Genomic DNA, 16,270 nt, shown 5'->3' on the forward strand with positions numbered 1-16,270 from the left:
ATTAACTCAAAATTAGAGCCCCTGGCTGAATAGCCAGGGGCTCTAATTTTGAGTTAATGATCAACTAGCCTACGGCCTACGCTTGGTCAAGCAGCCAGAGCACGATGAATACCAAGCCGATGACGGCGAGAATAGCGCCAATCACACCGAAAATCCCGCTGATGCCGGCGAACAACGATACGATCAAGCCCACCAGCAGAAAGATCAAACCCGTACGCAGGTTGCCATCGATGCGCGCCGTGGAGGCAGTGCTGCTACCGTCTTTGGCTTGCATCCTGGCGGTAATCTTGTCCAGTTTTTTCATCACTTTCTTGGCCATCATGCGCTGCACCAGCGTAGGCTTGGGGACCGCAACTACGGCGGTGGCCGCAGCGGCCGACGGCGTAGCCAGGGCCTGGGGGGCCACGGCTTGGGGCGCGGCGGGCGCCACAGCGGCTACGGGCGCTACCAAAGCAGGAATGGGAGCCTCTATCGGGGCGGCAACTACGGCGGCGGGGGCAGCGGCCACGTGGCGGTGCGTAGCCTCGCCGTAATACGTCGACGTTTTGGGGAGCATGGCGTACTCAGCGCGGTTGCAGCTGCCCAGGGCGAGGGCGCAACCGGCCACGGCCAGCAAGCGAGCGAAGGGAGAGGAGAGTTTTTTCATAAAGGGTAGTAGGAGTAAAATGAAAAACGATTTGTGGCGTTCTACGAGTAAAAGTAGGTACCGTTGTATGCGTCGATGGTTTTCTTACATTATTTTTTTTGGAATTAGAGCCCCGAGTAATTGCCAAACCGGGCCCCGTTTTTGCCTGCTTAACCTCAGCATTAACCCAATGCGCCAAACGGGACGGCCCAGTTTGCTGTTAAGCCCGGCGCGATTAGCTGCTCCTTCTTATGCGTAAATATTCTGTGATTTGGTTGCTCGGCCCGGCGGCAGGGGCCCTCTTGGCCGCTTGTGCCCAGATGCCCACCGAAACCGCCACCACTGGCCGCGTAGGGGCCCTGGCGGCGCTATCTCCCGCCCCGCCCCTGCCCGACACCAGCGGCTACGAGCTGGCCCCGCCCCGCGACCCCAACGGCATCGGCAAGTACTATCTAGGCCGCCAGATTGCCCACGTGATGGGCCACGAAGGCGCCGACTGGCTGGAACGCAGTGACCGCAGCCATGAGGAAGGCACCGACTTGCTTCTCAAAGAGTTGCAGCTAAAGCCCACCGACGTAGTGGCCGACATCGGGGCCGGCACGGGCTACTTTTCGTTTCGGATAGCCCGGCTGGTACCCCAAGGCCAGGTGCTGGCCGTTGACATTCAGCCCGAGATGGTTGCCGAGCTGACCGCCAACAAGGCCAAAAACCACCTCGCCAACGTGCGCCCCGTGCTAGGTGCGGCCGACAACCCTAACCTGCCCGCCGGCGCCGTGGACCTGGTACTAATCGTGGACGCCTACCACGAGTTCGACTACCCACGCGAAATGGGCAGGGCCATCCGGCAGGCCCTGCGCCCCGGCACCGGCCGCCTGGCCCTGGTGGAGTACCGCGCCGAGGACCCTAACGTGCCCATCAAGCGCATTCACAAAATGGACGTGGCCCAGGCGCGTAAGGAAATGGCCGCCGTGGGCCTGGAATTTGCCGGCGCCATCGAATCCCTGCCCCAGCAGCACCTGCTGCTGTTTCGCCGGCCCAAGTAGAACGAGCTGGAGAATCCAGGGCCCTGGCTGCTGGCTTTTCGCCAGCTGTCCGGTAATCGCTGAACCGCTGCACCCCTGGGGCCCCTAACTGCCCGCAAACCACCGCGACGATTACCGGGCAGCCGGCGAAAAGCCGGTAGCCCGGCCCCAAACCGCTTCCTTTGGACCTATGAACCCGCTTACAGACCAGCCGACGGACCCGCGCCAGCTCGCCATCCAAGACTTTGTGTACGATTTACCGCCCGGGCGCATTGCCCCGGAGCCCCTGCCCGACCGGGCCGCCAGCCGCCTGCTGGTGAACCGGGGCGGCGTTATTGAGGACCGCATCTTCCGCGACTTGCCCGGCGAGCTGCCCGCCGGGGCCCTACTGGTCTTTAACGACACCAAAGTGGTACGGGCGCGGCTGCTGGCCCACCGCCCCACCGGCGGGGCTGTGGAGCTGTTTTGCCTGGAGCCCGTGGCGCCGCACCGGGCCCTGGAACCCGCTCTGGCCCAGATGGGAGCCTGCACCTGGCGCTGCCTGGTGGGCAACGGCCGCCGCTGGAAAGAGGGCCCCGTGGCCGTAGAATTCATCGCCCCTGACGGCCAGCCCGCCACCCTGTGGGCTACCCGCCAGGCCCGCGAGTCCGGCGGCACGGCCCTCATCAACTTTCGCTGGGCGCCCGGGGCCCTCACCTTTGCCGAGGTGCTGCAAGGCGCCGGCCGCCTGCCGCTGCCGCCCTACCTGGGCCGCCCCGACACCGACGCCGACGCCGTGCGCTACCAAACCGTGTACGCCGCCCACGAGGGCGCCGTGGCCGCCCCCACCGCCGGCCTGCACTTTACGCCCGAACTGCTGGCCGAGCTGCAAGCCCAAGGCTTCGAAACGGCGCATGTCACGCTGCACGTGGGCGCCGGCACCTTCCAGCCCGTGAAGGCCACCCGCATGGCCGAGCACCCCATGCACACCGAGCCGCTGCTCGTGACGGCCGCGCTGCTGCGCCAGTTGCTAGCCCACCGGCCGCGGCCGGTCATTGCCGTGGGCACCACCAGCCTGCGCACTCTCGAAAGCCTTTACTGGTTGGGCGCCGCCCTGGCCACGGGGGAGGCCGCCGGCCCGGCGCTGGCCGTGGGCCAGTGGCAGCCTTATGAGAACGCCGCTGATGTGTCCGTCGAGGCGGCCCTGGGGGCCCTGCTGCGCCACCTCGAAGCCAGCGGCACCAACACGCTCCAGGCCAGCACCCGGCTGCTCATCGGGCCCGGCTACCGCTTCCGGCTGGTGCAGGGGCTCATCACCAATTTCCACCAGCCCGAAAGCACCTTGCTGCTGCTGGTAGCCGCCCTACTGGGCCCCGGCTGGCGCGCCGTGTACGACCACGCCCTGGCCCACGGCTACCGGTTTCTGAGCTACGGCGACAGCTCGCTGCTGCTGCCGGGGCAGGATCGGATTTAAACCCTATTTATTGCTGTTTTATTGCTCTGGCACGCTCCTTGCGAATAACTTTTATACACCGGGGGCGTACAAAGCTCCGTCACAATTTTTATACTCCCAATCATGAAAAAAGCACTTCTGTTGCTCGCCAGCTTCGCCTTTACCACTGCCGCCTTCGCCCAAACCACGCCCACCACCGAAGTGAAAGTGCGTGACAACGGCACGGAAAAAACGGTGACCACGACCGGCAAAACCAATGTGGGCCAGGCCATCGAAAACACGACCGACGCCGCTGGCAACCTCGTTAGAAAAGGTGCCAAAGCCGTGGAAAGAAGCACTAAAAAGGTCGCCCGTAAGACGAAAAAAAACAGCCTGAAAGCCAGCCGTAAACTCAAAAAGAGCACGGCCAAGATGGAGAAGAACAGCCAATAGCTCCACTCATTTCCCAACAAAAAGAGCCCCGGAGCAATCCAGGGCTCTTTTTATTGGGGCCCGCTGCGGGGCCCCTACGCGCCCGGCGTGGGCTTTTCGCGCACCTCGTGCAATACTTTTTCTACCACGCCGCGGCCGAACAGGCTGACGCCGGCGTTCAGCACGACGAGGGCGGCGGTACCGGCGGCCACCCACTGCAGGGCGGGGGCCCGGCGGTCCTTCAGGGCCCCGGCCCAGTGCACCATGCTGGCCCCGGCCCCGATGACGGCCAGCCCGGCGGGCGCAAACAGCAACCATTTTTTCTTGTGCGTCATGGCCATGCGGCAAGGGTGAGGGGGAAAGCCGGGGCCCGTCCGCCGCGTAACTTTCGGCGCGAAGGTAGCGCGCCTGCCTTCGTTTGCCCACGGCCCCGGGCCGTGTTTTCCGCCCCCATGTCGCCCTACGAACAACTCCTGCACCTCGCCTTCGCCACCCCGGCCGAGGCCGCCCAGTACCTCACCCCCACCGCCCGCGGGGCCCACGACCAGTTTCGGTCTGCCGCGCCGCCCGACCAGTCGTTTCGCTTCGAGCAGCTGCGCCTGGGCCTGGCTATGAGCCTGCTGAAACTGCTGGCCGACCTCGGCGACCACGAGGAGAGCCGCCGGGCCCTGGCCGTGCTGCACCGGGCCCTGGAGCAAAGCCGCTCGCCGCAGGACATCGACCGCATCATCGGCCGCGAAGCCCAGCTGTTCGACCAGCTCTACGACAACCTCTACGTGAACGAGCAGGGCGAGGAATTGCTCAACCTCTTCGGCCGCACCCTGGACGCCGACACGCCCCACTTGCTCGCCGAAATTGCCCGCGAAGGCATGGACCTGGCCCGCAACCTCGACTTTGAGGCCGACGCGGACGACGAATGAATTGCGGGAATTAATTGTTAAATACTAACGGCTTCCGGCCCGGGCGCTTTTGAATGCCCGCGCGCCGGTGGGCCCCCAAATTTCTCTACCCAACCCATGTTCTTGGTCATAATTGGTTTCTTTATTTTGATAGTGGGGCTGAACGCGAGCCGGTTCTCAGAGCGCGTGGAGCGGCTGCGCGGCGGCCTTATTTTCCTAGGTAGCGCGCTGCTGCTGCTCGGGGCCGCCTTCAGTACGCTGGTGCAGGTGGGCGTAGGCCAGGTGGGCGTGCAGACCTTGTTTGGGCAGGTGCAGCAGCGCGTGCTCCAGCCCGGCCTGAGCTTAGTGAACCCGCTCGTGGATGTGACGCGCTTCGATACCCGCACCCAGAACTATACCATGTCGGCGGTGCGTAACGAGGGCCAGCAGGCCGGCGACGACGCCATCCGGGTGCTGTCGGCCGACGGGCTGGAAGTGGTCATCGACCTCACCGTGCTCTACCACGTGGTGCCCACCCAGGCCCCTAAAATCCTGGCCACTATCGGCGAGGACTATCAGGACAAGATTGTGCGGGCCATTTCGCGCACCCGCATCCGCGACAACGCCGTGTACTACGACGCAGTAGCACTGTACTCCACGCGGCGCGAGGAATTCCAGGCCCGTATTCTGGCGGCCATCGAGAAGGACTTCCGTTCCAACGGCCTCCAGCTCGACCAGCTCCTCATCCGCAACATCCAGCTCCCGCAGTCGGTGAAGGCCAGCATTGAGAGCAAGATTTCGGCCGAGCAGGATGCCCAGAAAATGCAGTTCGTGCTGCAAAAGGAAAAGCAGGAAGCCGAGCGCAAGCGCGTGGAGGCCCAGGGCATTGCCGATTACCAGCGCATTGTGAACACCGAACTGAGCGACAAGCTGCTGCAATACGAAGCCATCAAGGCCAACCAGGCCATTGCCACCTCGCCCAACGCCAAGGTCATCATCATGGGCAGTGGCCGGGGGGCCCCGCAGCTGATCATCGGCGAGAAATAAATGCTAGCGCAAACACGAAAAAGGCCCGCAACAAGTGTTGCGGGCCTTTTTATGTTTACGCTAGCCAGAGCTAGTACCCGGGGTTTTGCACCAGGTTGGGGTTTACGTTGATTTCGGCCAGCGGGATGGGCAGCACCAAGCGCGGCGAGTTCCAGGCCACGGCGGCCCCGGTGGCGGGGTCGGTGGTGGATTCCTGGTTGCGCTTGAGGTCGCCGAGGCGGAAGCCCTCGAAAGCCAGCTCTAACTTGCGCTCCTTAAGGATGATGGGCAGCGTGACGGTGGCCAACGCCGGCAAGCCCACGCGGGCCCGCACCAAGTTGACATCGCTGAGCGGCGTGGCGCCCACCGGCACCGCCGTACCGGCGCGGAAGTTGGCCTCGGCGCGGGTCAGGTACATTTCGGCCAGGCGGATAAGCTTGATGGTGCCATACTGCGCGTCGTATTTGTTCGAGTAAGTTTGGCTAGCCTTTGCGGTGAACAAGCTGGTGCGGGCATCGCCGGCCTCGAATTGCTTCAGCAGCTGGCTATTAATACTCACATCGCCTCGTCGCTTCTCCGCATAAAAAACGTTCAGCTGGTTGGTACCACTTTGAGCCGAGTTCTGGATGGTGAAAATGTCTTCCGGCGTGTTGGCCACTAAATCGGTGCCTTGGTAGAACTCAGTATTGTAGACAGGGTTGAGCAAATAGGGCCCCGCGGTGGCGCGGTTGGCGGCGGCGGCGGCCTCCGGGTAGCGGCCCTGCTGCAAGTACACCCGCGAGATGATGGCCGCCGCGGCGTACTTGTTGGCAAATATCCCGTTGTTGGTAGGCAGTTGCGCTTCAGCCGCCGTCAGGTCGGCGATGATTTGGGTATATACCTCGGCCACCGTGTTGCGGGTCAGTAGGTTGGCGTTCGTTACGACGGTGGTGGGCGTGGTCACCACGGGCACGCCGAGGTTGGTACTGGGCGTGCCATCGTTCCAGGCGCGGGCATAGAGGCGCACCAAGTCGAAGTACGACAGGCCCCGCAGGAACCGGGCTTCGCCCTCAATCCGCGTTTTGCTGGCGGCAGCCGTTACCTTGTCCAGGTTGGCTAGCACATTGTTGGCGCGGTTGATGACGGTGTAGCCCTGAGCCCAGGTGTTTTGCGCGTTAGTGTTGTCGCGGCGAATGCTTTTACGCTGGAACTGGTACGGGTTGATGAAGGTCCCTACGAAGGTAAAATCGCCGTCGTCGGCCAGCAGGTCCGAGTCAAACTGCACGTACCCGCCGTACGCGTCGGCGGACTGCAAGCTAGTGTAGCTGCCCACCAGGGCGGCCTGCACATCGTCGGACGTATTCAGGGCATTGGCGGCGTCAATAGAATTAACGGGCACCACGTTGAGCTTGTTGTTGCAGCTTATTACCGTACCCGTGGCGAGGCAGGCGGCCAGTAACCCAAATAGTATTTTTTTCATAAGAGTAGCGCGTTGAGAAGAAATAGGGCCCCTACGGCTTAAAAGCCCAGGTTGACGCCCACCGTGAAGGTGCGCGCCTGCGGCGCGGTGTAGAAGTCCGTGCCCTGGTTGATATTATTCTGGCTCGTGCTGCCCGAGCCGGTCAGGTAGTCGGTGCTCACCTCGGGGTCCCAGCCTTTGTACTTGGTGAAGGTCAGCAGGTTGAGGGCCTGCACAAACACGCGGGCCGATTGCAGGTAGCCGCGCTTCACCACGCTGGTGGGCAGGTTGTAGCCCAGCAGTACCGTGCGCAGGCGGCCGTAGTCGCCGTTGCGCACGAAGCGCGACGAGGCGCCCGTGCCGTTGCCCCCAAACAGGTAAGCCTTGGGCACATTGGTGATGTCGCCCGGCTTCTGCCAGCGGTTGAGCTGGTCGATGGTCTGGTTGTCGTAGCCGTTATTGAAGCCCACCGAATAAAACTGGGCGCCACCGTCGTAAATCTGGTTGCCAAACACGCCCACTAGCGTCGCCGCCAGGTCGAAGCCTTTGTAGGAGAAGTTGTTCGTGATGCCCCCCGTCCAGGTCGGGTTGGGGTTGCCCACTACCACGTAGGCAGCGCCGTTGATGTCATTGGTAGTTGAGCGGTCGAGGCTGCCGTCGGCCTTTGTGGCGTTAGAGTAGTACAGCGCGTCGCCGTTGGCGGCATCCACGCCGGCGTACTCGGGGCCCACAAACACGCCTAGCGGCTGGCCTTCCTGGGCGCGGCTGAGGTTGCCACCCAGGATGGACGGCCCGTTGAGGTTGGTGATTTTGTTGCGGTTGATGGATGCGTTAAAGCTAGTCGTCCAGGCAAAGTCGCCCACGAAGTTGCGGGTCGTCAGCGTGAACTCAAGACCTTTGTTTTGCAGGCTGCCCACATTGCGGAAAATCGAGCCGAAGCCCGTCGTCAGCGGCACGGGCTGGTTCAGGGCCAGACCGTTGGTGTTTTTCAGGTAGATATCAAACTCGCCCGAAATGCGGTTGTCGAGGAAGCCGTACTCCAGCCCGGCGTCGTACTGCGTGGTCGATTCCCAGGTCAGGTCGGGGTTGCCGAGCTGCAACGGCGACTGGCCCGGCACACCCACGTAGCCGGAGGTGCCGCTGAACAGGTTGCGCGACGGGAAGTTGCCAAAGCCCTGGTTGCCGGTTTTGCCGATGCTGGCCCGCACCTTGAGCGTGCTCAGGGTGGCGTTGCCCTTCAGGAAGTCTTCCTCCGAGATGAGCCAGCCCAGCGAGCCGGCCGAGAACAGGCCGTAGCGGTTGTTGGCCCCGAAGCGCGACGAGCCGTCGAGGCGGGCGCTGCCGCCCACCAGGTACTTGCCCGCGTAGGCGTAGGATAGCCGGCCGAAGTACGAGACCAAAGTGTTGCCGCCGTTGTTGAACGAACTACCCGCCGTGATGGACGAGGCATTAGCGATGGTTTTGTAGGCATCCGAGGCAAACTGGGTACCGGTCACGTTGTTGCCCGTGATTTGGCCCTGCTCATAGGCCGTGCCCACAGTCACGTCCACCAGGTGCTGCTCGGCAAACGTTTTATGGTAGTTGAGGTAGTTATTCACCACCAGTTTGGCATTCACTTGCGCCGCGTTGTAGCCGTAGCCGTTTGTAGGGTTGCTATTGCGTGAGGTGACGCGGCCCAGGTACTGCTCTTCGTTGTAGTTGGTGAAGTCAACGCCCACTTCGGAACGGAAGTATAGCTCCGGTGTGAATTTGTACTGTGCGTACACGTTGCCCAGCAGCCGGTAGGTAGTAGTGGTGTACGAGCCCCCTAACACGCTCAGCAAAGGGTTGTAGTAGAACGGGAAGTTGGTGCTATAAGAACCAGTGGCCGGGTCGAGGGCCCCAGCGGGCAGGTTCGTGCGCGGGTCAGTAATGGGCGTCAGGGGCGACAGCGCTACAATTTGCATCGGCGTGCTGAAGGCGTTGTCATTGGGCAGGCGGTTGTTCACCGAGCGGGTAGCCCCCACGTTGGTGCCGAACGTTAGCTTGTCGGTGGCTTGGTGGTCAAGGTTAAAGCGCGCGTTCATACGCTGGTAGCGGTTGCTCACCAAAATGCCGTGCTGGTCGCTGTACTGGCCCGAAATAAAAAACCGTGTCTTCTCCGAGCCGCCGCTGGCGCTCAGGTCGTACTGCGAGAACGGGGCGCGCTGGAACGCCTCGCGCTGCCAGTTGCTGTCGAAGCTCGCCGGGTCCTGGCCGCCCGAGATGATGCGCAGGCGGGCAGCAGTGGAAGCGGCCGAGGAGCTGTTGTTGTTGCGGGCCTCGGTCAGCAGGTCGATGTACTGCGAGGCGTTCAGAAAGTCGCGCAGGTGCGTGGGGCTGCTCAGGCCGGTCTGGTAGGCCACGGTGAACTTGGTGGCCCCCACCCGGCCGCGCTTGGTCGTCACGATGACCACGCCGTTGGTGGCGCGCGAGCCGTAGATGGCCGTGGCCGACGCGTCCTTCAGCACGCTGATGCTCTCGATGTCGTTGGGATTGATGTCGCCAATTGGGTTGGTGGCGGCCGTCGTCGACGACAGGTTGTCGGCGAGCACCGGGATGCCGTCCACCACGTATAGCGGCTGCGTGTCGCCGCTGATGCTGGATACGCCGCGCACCCGCACCCGAATGCCCTGGCCCAGCTTGCCGCTACCACTCTCGATGAACACCCCGGCCGCCTTGCCTTGGATAGACTGCTCGAACGACTGCACCGGCTGGTTGCCCACGTCTTTGCTCGACAGCAGGGCCACCGAGCCTGTGAGATCAGCTTTATTTTGGGTGCCGTAGCCCACCACCACGGCCTCACTCAACTCGGTGGCGCTGGCTTGCAGCGTAACGTTGACGGTAGACTGGCCGCCCACGGCAATAGTTTGGGTGGCGTAGCCCACGGAGCTGAACACCAGCGAAGCCCGGGGCCCTACGCTCAGGCGGTAGGTGCCGTCGGCGCCGGTAGTGGCGCCGTTGGTGGTGCCTCGCTCCAGCACGGTTACGCCGGGCAGGGCCCCGCTATCCGAGCCCAAAATACGGCCGCCCACGGCCTGGGTCTGGGCCCAGGCGGGCACAGTTAGCAGCCAGCTCAGCAGCAGTAATAGCGGCCGATAATGAGTAAAATGTTTCATCTTCATGCAGCAGGGTTTAAAGTTGAAAAAGCAAAACAAGGGGAATACAGTACCAAAAATTAATATTTTTTCTCAAACTATGTCAATTATAAAGGTCAAATCTATTCCAATTTAACAAAAACTCCACTTATCACCCAATTTTTTTACCTTAAAAAAGCTTGTTGGACTATTTGCATGAATAAGCCACGTAGCATTTGATAGGCAATAGGGCCCCACACCCCTATTTTTGCCAGCGATGCCCACAATCCACTACCTCACCACTGCCGACGCCATTGCCGCCGCGGCCACCCACTTCGCCACCCTGCCGCGCATCGGCATCGACCTGGAGTTTGACGACATGCGCTACCGCTACGGCCGGCACCTGGCGCTAATCCAAGTGTTCGACGGGCAGGAAGTATACCTCATCGACCCGCTGCCGCTGGAGCCCGGCATGGCTGCCGGCCTTGACCCGCTGTTTGCCGTGCTGCGCGACCCGTCCGTGGCCAAGGTATTCCACTCCTGCAAGTCGGATATTCTACTCCTCGACGAGGTGTTTGGCGTCAACTGCCGCACCATCGTCGACACCAGCGTGCAATTCAGCCTGCTGGCCGCCGAAGATAACAACATCTCCTTGGGCCGCCTCATCCAAAGCGAGCTGGGCTTTGAAGTGGACAAGGGCGAGCAGAAGTCGAACTGGCTGAAGCGCCCCCTCACCGAGGCCCAGAAGGAGTACGCGGCCAACGACGTGCTCTACCTGTTCGAACTGACCGACCGCCTGGCCGACCGCCTCGCCGACATGGGCCGCGCCCAGTGGGCCGCCGAGGAAAACCAGGCCCTGGAAGCCGTGCGCTACGGCCGCGACGAGCCCCGCCCCTGGGCCCGCAACGCCACCAAGTTCAAGATTACGCCCGAGGAAATGCCGGTATTCCGCGAGCTGTACAAACTCCGCGACACGGTGGCGCGGCAGCTCGACCGCCCGCCCTACCACGTCATCAGCAACGACCGGCTGGCCGAGCTAGCCCGCCAGCCCATCGAAACCGCTAACCAGCTGCGCGCCGCCAACGGCCTGCACCCTGAGCTGAAGCGCGCGCCCTACGCCGACCAGTTGCTGGCCATCGGCACCACCGACCTGCCCGGCGAGGCCCCGCTGCCCGCCGACCAGCGCAAGTTCCCCTTCCGCCGCCGCCTGAACGGGGCCACCGCCAACCGCGCCGAAGCCCGCGAAACCTTGCTGCTGACCCTCAAGGCCCACCTCGCCGCCGACCAGGGCCCCGTGATGGCCAACATGGTCCTCAGCAACCGCCTCATAGCCGAGGTGGTGGAGCAGGGCGCCGCGGGGGCCCTCCGCCCCTGGCAGCAACAGCTGCTAAAAGCTACCGCCGAAAAGCACGGCGAAGACTACGAGTTGATTACCGCTCCATTTGCCTGAACCGCAGATTAAGTAGACTTAACGGATAAGAACAGATTCGGGGAGGCCTTTTGATGGGGCCTTGGGGCGGGCTGCTGGTTTTTTGCCGGCAGCCCGCTAATCGTTGCGGCAGTTTGGAGCCGTTGCGTGGCCGACTGGGTTGGCAATAGTCGTCTGCCGGGGCCGTTGATGCGCGGCGGGGGCCCCGAACCTTCCAGCTCGCCTTTACGGTTGGGGCCCCGGGGCGGCCATAATTCATTAACCGAGTACGATGCGCCGTTGGCTGTTAATTGGATGTTTGGGTTTGCTGGGGCTGCTGGTGGCGGGCGGCTATGCGGCGTGGCGGGTACTGTACCGGCCCAATGTGGTGGCATTTGAGGAGGGCGATGCGTACCTGTACATTCGCACGGGCAGCGGCTACGGGGCCGTGCGCGACTCGCTGCGGCGGCAGGGGATGCTGCGCGAGCCGGGCGCGTTCGATTGGGTGGCGCGCTGGCGCGGCTACCCGGCGCACGTGCGGCCCGGCCGCTACCGGCTGGGCCCCGGGCTGGGCAACCTGGCCCTGGTGCAGCTGCTCGAAAGCGGGCGGCAAGACACGGTGCAGTTTGAGCTAGCGCCGTTCCACTACTTAGAAAACCTGCCCCGGCAAGTCAGCCGCCAGATTGAGGCGGATTCGTTCAAGCTCAGCCTGTTGTTGAATAACAACGCCGGCCTACGCGCGCGCTACAACCTTGATACCTGCACGGTGCGCACGCTGTTCATTCCGGGGCCCTACCGGCTACTGTGGAACACCAGTGCCGCCGCTTTCCTGGATACCGTGGCGGCGCGGCACCGCCGGTTTTGGTCGGTCCCGCGCCGGGCCCAGGCCGATTCGCTGGGCCTCACGCCGGTGCAGGTGGGCGTGCTGGCCAGCATTGTGCAGCGCGAAACGGCCCAGCTTACCGACAAGCCGCTCATCGCCGCCGTGTATCTCAACCGCCTGCGCCTGGGCCAGCCCTTGCAGGCCGACCCCACCTTGCTGTGGCCCCTCCACGGCCTCGGCACCCGCAAGCGCGTGCTGAACGTGGACAAAAAAGTGGATTCGCCCTACAACACCTACCGCCACAAGGGCCTGCCGCCGGGGCCCATCACCACGCCCCGCGCCAGCTCGCTCGACGCCGTGCTACGTCCCGCCCACAACGACAACCTGTTCTTCTGCGCCCGCCCCGACGGCAGCGGCTTTTCGGACTTCGCCGCCACCTACACCCAGCACAAGCGCAACGCCCGCCGCTACCAGCACCACCTGGATAGCCTGGGCGTGAAGCGGTGAGGGCATTGGGTATTAACTAAATATCAATTCCAAGAACGTCATGCTAAACACAGTGAAGCACCTCTACCGCGCAGGTAATCCAGCCGATTGAGGCAGTTACGCGGCAAAGAGATGCTTCACTGCGTTCAGCATGACGTTCTTTTTTGCACTTATTCCAGATAGGGTCTGGCAACCAACCGCTACCGGGGCCCCAGGCGGTACACGCGCAGCTGCACCGAATCCTGCGTGGCTTCGCGCTGCCAGTCCAGGGTTTGGTCGTAAGTGAGGCCGGTGAACTCGGAATGCTCCAGGAACAGCAGCGGCTCGGTGAGGCGGGTTTCCGGCCAGGCGGCCAGGGGTGGCTGGCGGCGCAGCGAGTCGAACTGCGCTACGTGGGCCACTTGCCAATAGGCATCGAGCACCACGTAGTCGTAGCCCTGGCGGCGCAGGGCCCCTAGCTGGCGCTCGTTCGTTATGCTAGTAAATTCTTCGCCTTTAAGTAGATACGGGGCCAGGCCCAGGCCCACCGTGCTGGCCACGCGCCGGGCCCCGTGGGCGCGCAGCCACGCGGCCACGGCGGGGTAGTGGCTGGGCGGGTAGCGGTAGAGGTGCTGCCAGAGCCGGTAGCCATTCAGGGCCAGGGCGGCCAGCAGCACGGCGGCCCCGGGGCCCCGCCAGCGGCCGGGCAGGTGGCGCAGGCTGAGCACCACCAGCGCCGCCAGGGGCAGAAAGGCGTAGGTGAGGCCGCGGGGCGCCTTTTGCAGCAGCGCCATGCCCGCCAGCCAGCACCCCGCCCAGATGCCCAGGTACAGTAGCAGCGGCAGCGGCCGGCCGGCGGGCCCCGGCAGCCGCGCCCGCCACTGCCGCCACCCCAGCCACGCGCCCGCCGCCAGCCCCGGCAGCAGCAGCGGCGACTCGAACGCCCACAAATAGCGGAAGTAGAAGAAAAAATCGGGGCTCAGCACCAGCTGCCGGCCGGCGGGGTTGGGCGCGTCGGGCAGCACGAGGCGCACGTAGGTGGCCGGCCAGCGGTACCAGGGCAGGCCGGCCAGCAGGGCCCCGGCAGCCATCAGCACCATGTAGGGCAGCGCCAGGCGGCCCAGCACCTGCCACTTCACGGCCCCGCGCCAGGCCGGCCAGTCGGCCCGCCACCCCTCCAGGGCCCCCAGGATGGGTAGCACCAGCAGGAACTTGTAGCTGTAGCACAGGCCCGCGGCCAGCCACCACGCGGCCTGCCGCAGCGCCGCCTGCCGCCCGGCCAGGGGCCCCGCCTGCACCCGCCGGAAGTGGCTGCGCAGCAGCCCCGCCGCCAGCACCAGCCCGCCCGCGCCAGCCGTAAAATCTCGCCCCGAAAACGTAAGCAGCAGCCCGGTGCCGCCCAGCAGCACCAGCGCCGCCGCCTCGGCGTTGCGCCAGGGCCGCCCGCTGGCCGCTACCGCCTGCCCCACAAACCGCGCAAACAGCCCCAGCCCCGCCACGCCCAGCAACGCGTTGGCCACCTGAAACACCCGCACATCCGACGTGACGCAGGCCAGCAGGGCAAACACCAGGTTGAAGCCCGGCCCGGCCGTGAAGAACATGGAGTGGCCGTCGCCATGCGCCAGCTCCTGCACCAGCTGCCAGTTGCGCACCGAGTCGTAGTCGGGCAAGCCATTGGCAAACAGGTGCCACAGCCGCAGGACCAGCACCGCCAGCAGCGCCAGGCCCAGCCCCCAGCGGGCGGTGGGCGGGGCGGGAAGCGGCGGCGCGGCGTTATTTGCGGGCATCAGGGGGCAATTAGGACCCCGGGGGCGGGCCACCGCAAAGGTCGGCACGGGCATCCGCTGGGGCCCCGGCAGATCAGTATTCAACTTAATTTTTCTTATGCGCCTTGTCATTCAGCGCGTTCGCAGCGCGCAGGTTACTGTGGCGGAGGCCGCCACGGGCAGTATTGGACCGGGGCTACTGGTACTGGCCGGCTTCGCGCCCACCGATGGCCCCGCCCAGCTAGCCTGGATGGCCCGCAAGCTGGTGCAGCTCCGCATTTTTGCCGACGAAGCGGGCCAGATGAACCGCAGCGTGCTCGACGCCGGTGGCGAAGTGCTGGTGGTGAGCCAGTTCACGCTGCTCGCCGACGCCCGCAAGGGCAACCGCCCCAGCTACGTGGGCGCCGCCCCGCCGGCCGTAGCCGAGCCGCTGTACCAGCAGTTTGTGGCCATGGTGGCCGAGCTGCTGGGCCGTCCGGTGCCCACCGGCATCTTCGGGGCCGACATGCAAGTGAGCCTGGTGAACGATGGCCCCGTCACCATCGTCCTCGATTCGCCCGCTGGGTAAGGGCCCCGCCAAGCTGTACTCGGCCTTGCCTATGCTGCCCTGGGGGCCCCTGGGGCGAGGCCCAGTGCAGCTTGGCGTCACATCCCTACCTGGCCGCTTAATTTTATCACTAAAACCAACCTTACGCCATGACCATCGAGCAAGCCCAACAAACAGTTGACCAGTGGATTACGACCACCGGCGTACGTTATTTCAACGAACTCACCAACATGGCCATCCTCACCGAGGAAGTCGGCGAAGTGGCCCGGCTCATTGCCCGGCAATACGGTGAGCAGTCGTTCAAAGAGTCCGACAAAGGCCACGAGTTGGGCGACGAGCTGGCCGATGTACTGTTCGTGGTCATCTGCCTCGCCAACCAAACTGGCGTCGACCTCACCGAGGCCATGGCGCGCAACCTGGCCAAGAAAACCCAGCGCGACGCCCAGCGGCACCAGGACAACGAGAAGCTGAAGTAGCTGGGAAGCCATCTAATGGCTTCTAATATAACGTTATGCCGAGCGCAGCGAAGCATGACGTTCTCAAGTATTCGTTCCTCGCCTCCCGGGGCCCTACGCCAGCACCAGCCGGTCGTTTTGCAGCACGGGCAGGGCGTGGGCGTAGGTGTCAATTTTCGCGCAGAACAGGAAATCGTCGTTGGCTTCCAGGGCATTGAGGCGACGCACGGCGGCCGATTGCAGCAGGTAGCCCGGCAGGTCGGCCTGGGCTTGCTGCCACAGGTGCAAGGCCGCCAGCGTGCTGTCGGAATGGTCCACGTCGAAGCCCAGGGGCCCCAGGCGGGCGGCCAGGGCCCCACCAAACAGGGTGTCTTCGAGGCAGAACTGGCCTTTCCAGCCGGCGCAGACCACTAGTACGTCACGCTGCTGCTGCTGGGCATAGTTGACCACGGCCGTCAGGTTCACGAAGCTGCCGATAACGACGGCCTCGGCCGCCAGCGAGCGGCGCAGGGCCTGGGTGCCGTTGGTGGTGCTGATGGCCAGGGCGCGGCCCCGCACCGGCCGGGCGGGGTCGAGGAAGCCGAAGGGCGAATTGCCCAGATCGAAGCCTTCGGCCATCACACCCTCACGCTCGGCCGCTGTGAGGCAGCCCTGGGCCCCCAGCGCCTTGCATTCGGCAAGGGTACCCACCGGAAATACATGCGTGACGCCCGCCACCAGGGCCGTAACGATGGTGGTGCTGGCCCGCAGCACGTCCACAATCACGGCCACCCGGCCCCGCAAATCATACAACGGCAGCAAATCGGGGGAAAAACAAACGTCTAGAGCAGGCATTTCGGGGGTGTTGAATTTCTAAATAAGTGACAAGCACGCGGGCGC

The 16,270-nt window shown here is 64.0% G+C and carries 15 protein-coding genes; 9 read left to right on the forward strand and 6 right to left on the reverse strand.

Translation table 11 applies throughout. The annotated features are described in order from the left end of the window. Window positions 1-76 precede the first annotated feature (76 nt). Window positions 77-646, reverse strand: a complete 570-nt coding sequence (locus tag DDQ68_RS22805) for a hypothetical protein (RefSeq protein ID WP_162550025.1) — start codon at window positions 644-646, stop codon at window positions 77-79. Window positions 647-876: 230 nt separating this feature from the next. Here DDQ68_RS22805 and DDQ68_RS10760 point away from each other — a divergent pair, with 230 nt between their 5' ends. The 3 genes from DDQ68_RS10760 (at window position 877) to DDQ68_RS10770 (ending at window position 3,511) form a co-directional block, all read left to right on the forward strand. Beyond that, entirely contained in the window at window positions 877-1,668 is a 792-nt protein-coding gene (locus DDQ68_RS10760) for a class I SAM-dependent methyltransferase (RefSeq protein WP_245897408.1), read from the forward strand. 169 nt (window positions 1,669-1,837) lie between these two features. Further along, window positions 1,838-3,100, forward strand: coding sequence for an S-adenosylmethionine:tRNA ribosyltransferase-isomerase (locus tag DDQ68_RS10765; protein WP_109656301.1), 1,263 nt, complete (start codon window positions 1,838-1,840; stop codon window positions 3,098-3,100). A gap of 102 nt (window positions 3,101-3,202) precedes the next feature. Then, a complete protein-coding gene (locus tag DDQ68_RS10770; protein WP_109656302.1) occupies window positions 3,203-3,511 on the forward strand; it encodes a hypothetical protein in 309 nt (102 codons plus the stop codon). A 74-nt stretch (window positions 3,512-3,585) separates the two neighbouring features. Here the strand turns inward: DDQ68_RS10770 and DDQ68_RS10775 are convergent, their stop codons facing one another. After that, the gene (locus DDQ68_RS10775) at window positions 3,586-3,831 is read right to left on the reverse strand and encodes a hypothetical protein (protein ID WP_109656303.1); all 246 of its coding nucleotides are present in this window, start codon (window positions 3,829-3,831) and stop codon (window positions 3,586-3,588) included. 111 nt (window positions 3,832-3,942) lie between these two features. Here DDQ68_RS10775 and DDQ68_RS10780 point away from each other — a divergent pair, with 111 nt between their 5' ends. Beyond that, window positions 3,943-4,410, forward strand: coding sequence for a hypothetical protein (locus DDQ68_RS10780; RefSeq protein ID WP_109656304.1), 468 nt, complete (start codon window positions 3,943-3,945; stop codon window positions 4,408-4,410). 96 nt (window positions 4,411-4,506) lie between these two features. Beyond that, complete coding sequence (locus tag DDQ68_RS10785) at window positions 4,507-5,415, forward strand: prohibitin family protein (RefSeq protein ID WP_109656305.1); 909 nt, start codon at window positions 4,507-4,509, stop codon at window positions 5,413-5,415. Window positions 5,416-5,485: 70 nt separating this feature from the next. On the opposite strand, the gene DDQ68_RS10790 is transcribed toward DDQ68_RS10785, so the two are convergent. Further along, window positions 5,486-6,853: a RagB/SusD family nutrient uptake outer membrane protein gene (locus tag DDQ68_RS10790; protein WP_109656306.1), complete on the reverse strand. Its 1,368-nt coding sequence runs from the start codon at window positions 6,851-6,853 to the stop codon at window positions 5,486-5,488. 38 nt (window positions 6,854-6,891) lie between these two features. Then, window positions 6,892-9,975, reverse strand: coding sequence for a SusC/RagA family TonB-linked outer membrane protein (locus DDQ68_RS10795; protein WP_245897409.1), 3,084 nt, complete (start codon window positions 9,973-9,975; stop codon window positions 6,892-6,894). 229 nt (window positions 9,976-10,204) lie between these two features. Here DDQ68_RS10795 and DDQ68_RS10800 point away from each other — a divergent pair, with 229 nt between their 5' ends. Both DDQ68_RS10800 and mltG read left to right on the forward strand, forming a co-directional pair. Next, window positions 10,205-11,377 (forward strand): ribonuclease D, encoded by a 1,173-nt coding sequence (locus DDQ68_RS10800; RefSeq protein ID WP_109656307.1) that lies wholly within the window; start codon window positions 10,205-10,207, stop codon window positions 11,375-11,377. Between the two features lie 277 nt (window positions 11,378-11,654). Continuing rightward, window positions 11,655-12,665 carry an endolytic transglycosylase MltG gene (gene mltG / locus DDQ68_RS10805; RefSeq protein ID WP_211320263.1) on the forward strand — a complete coding sequence of 337 codons (1,011 nt, stop codon included), beginning with the start codon at window positions 11,655-11,657 and terminating at the stop codon, window positions 12,663-12,665. Window positions 12,666-12,844: 179 nt separating this feature from the next. On the opposite strand, the gene DDQ68_RS10810 is transcribed toward mltG, so the two are convergent. Beyond that, window positions 12,845-14,410: a hypothetical protein gene (locus DDQ68_RS10810; RefSeq protein WP_109656309.1), complete on the reverse strand. Its 1,566-nt coding sequence runs from the start codon at window positions 14,408-14,410 to the stop codon at window positions 12,845-12,847. 97 nt (window positions 14,411-14,507) lie between these two features. On the opposite strand from DDQ68_RS10810, the gene dtd reads away from it, so the two are divergent. Together dtd and DDQ68_RS10820 are read left to right on the forward strand one after the other, a co-directional pair. Next, window positions 14,508-14,957 carry a D-aminoacyl-tRNA deacylase gene (dtd, locus tag DDQ68_RS10815; protein WP_109656310.1) on the forward strand — a complete coding sequence of 150 codons (450 nt, stop codon included), beginning with the start codon at window positions 14,508-14,510 and terminating at the stop codon, window positions 14,955-14,957. Between the two features lie 128 nt (window positions 14,958-15,085). After that, the gene (locus DDQ68_RS10820) at window positions 15,086-15,412 is read left to right on the forward strand and encodes a nucleotide pyrophosphohydrolase (protein WP_109656311.1); all 327 of its coding nucleotides are present in this window, start codon (window positions 15,086-15,088) and stop codon (window positions 15,410-15,412) included. 93 nt (window positions 15,413-15,505) lie between these two features. On the opposite strand, the gene DDQ68_RS10825 is transcribed toward DDQ68_RS10820, so the two are convergent. Beyond that, a complete protein-coding gene (locus tag DDQ68_RS10825) occupies window positions 15,506-16,225 on the reverse strand; it encodes a 2-phosphosulfolactate phosphatase (protein ID WP_109656312.1) in 720 nt (239 codons plus the stop codon). Window positions 16,226-16,270: the final 45 nt, after the last annotated feature.

Origin of the sequence: Hymenobacter nivis (assembly GCF_003149515.1) — a bacterium.
Classification (GTDB): Bacteria; Bacteroidota; Bacteroidia; order Cytophagales; family Hymenobacteraceae; genus Hymenobacter; species Hymenobacter nivis.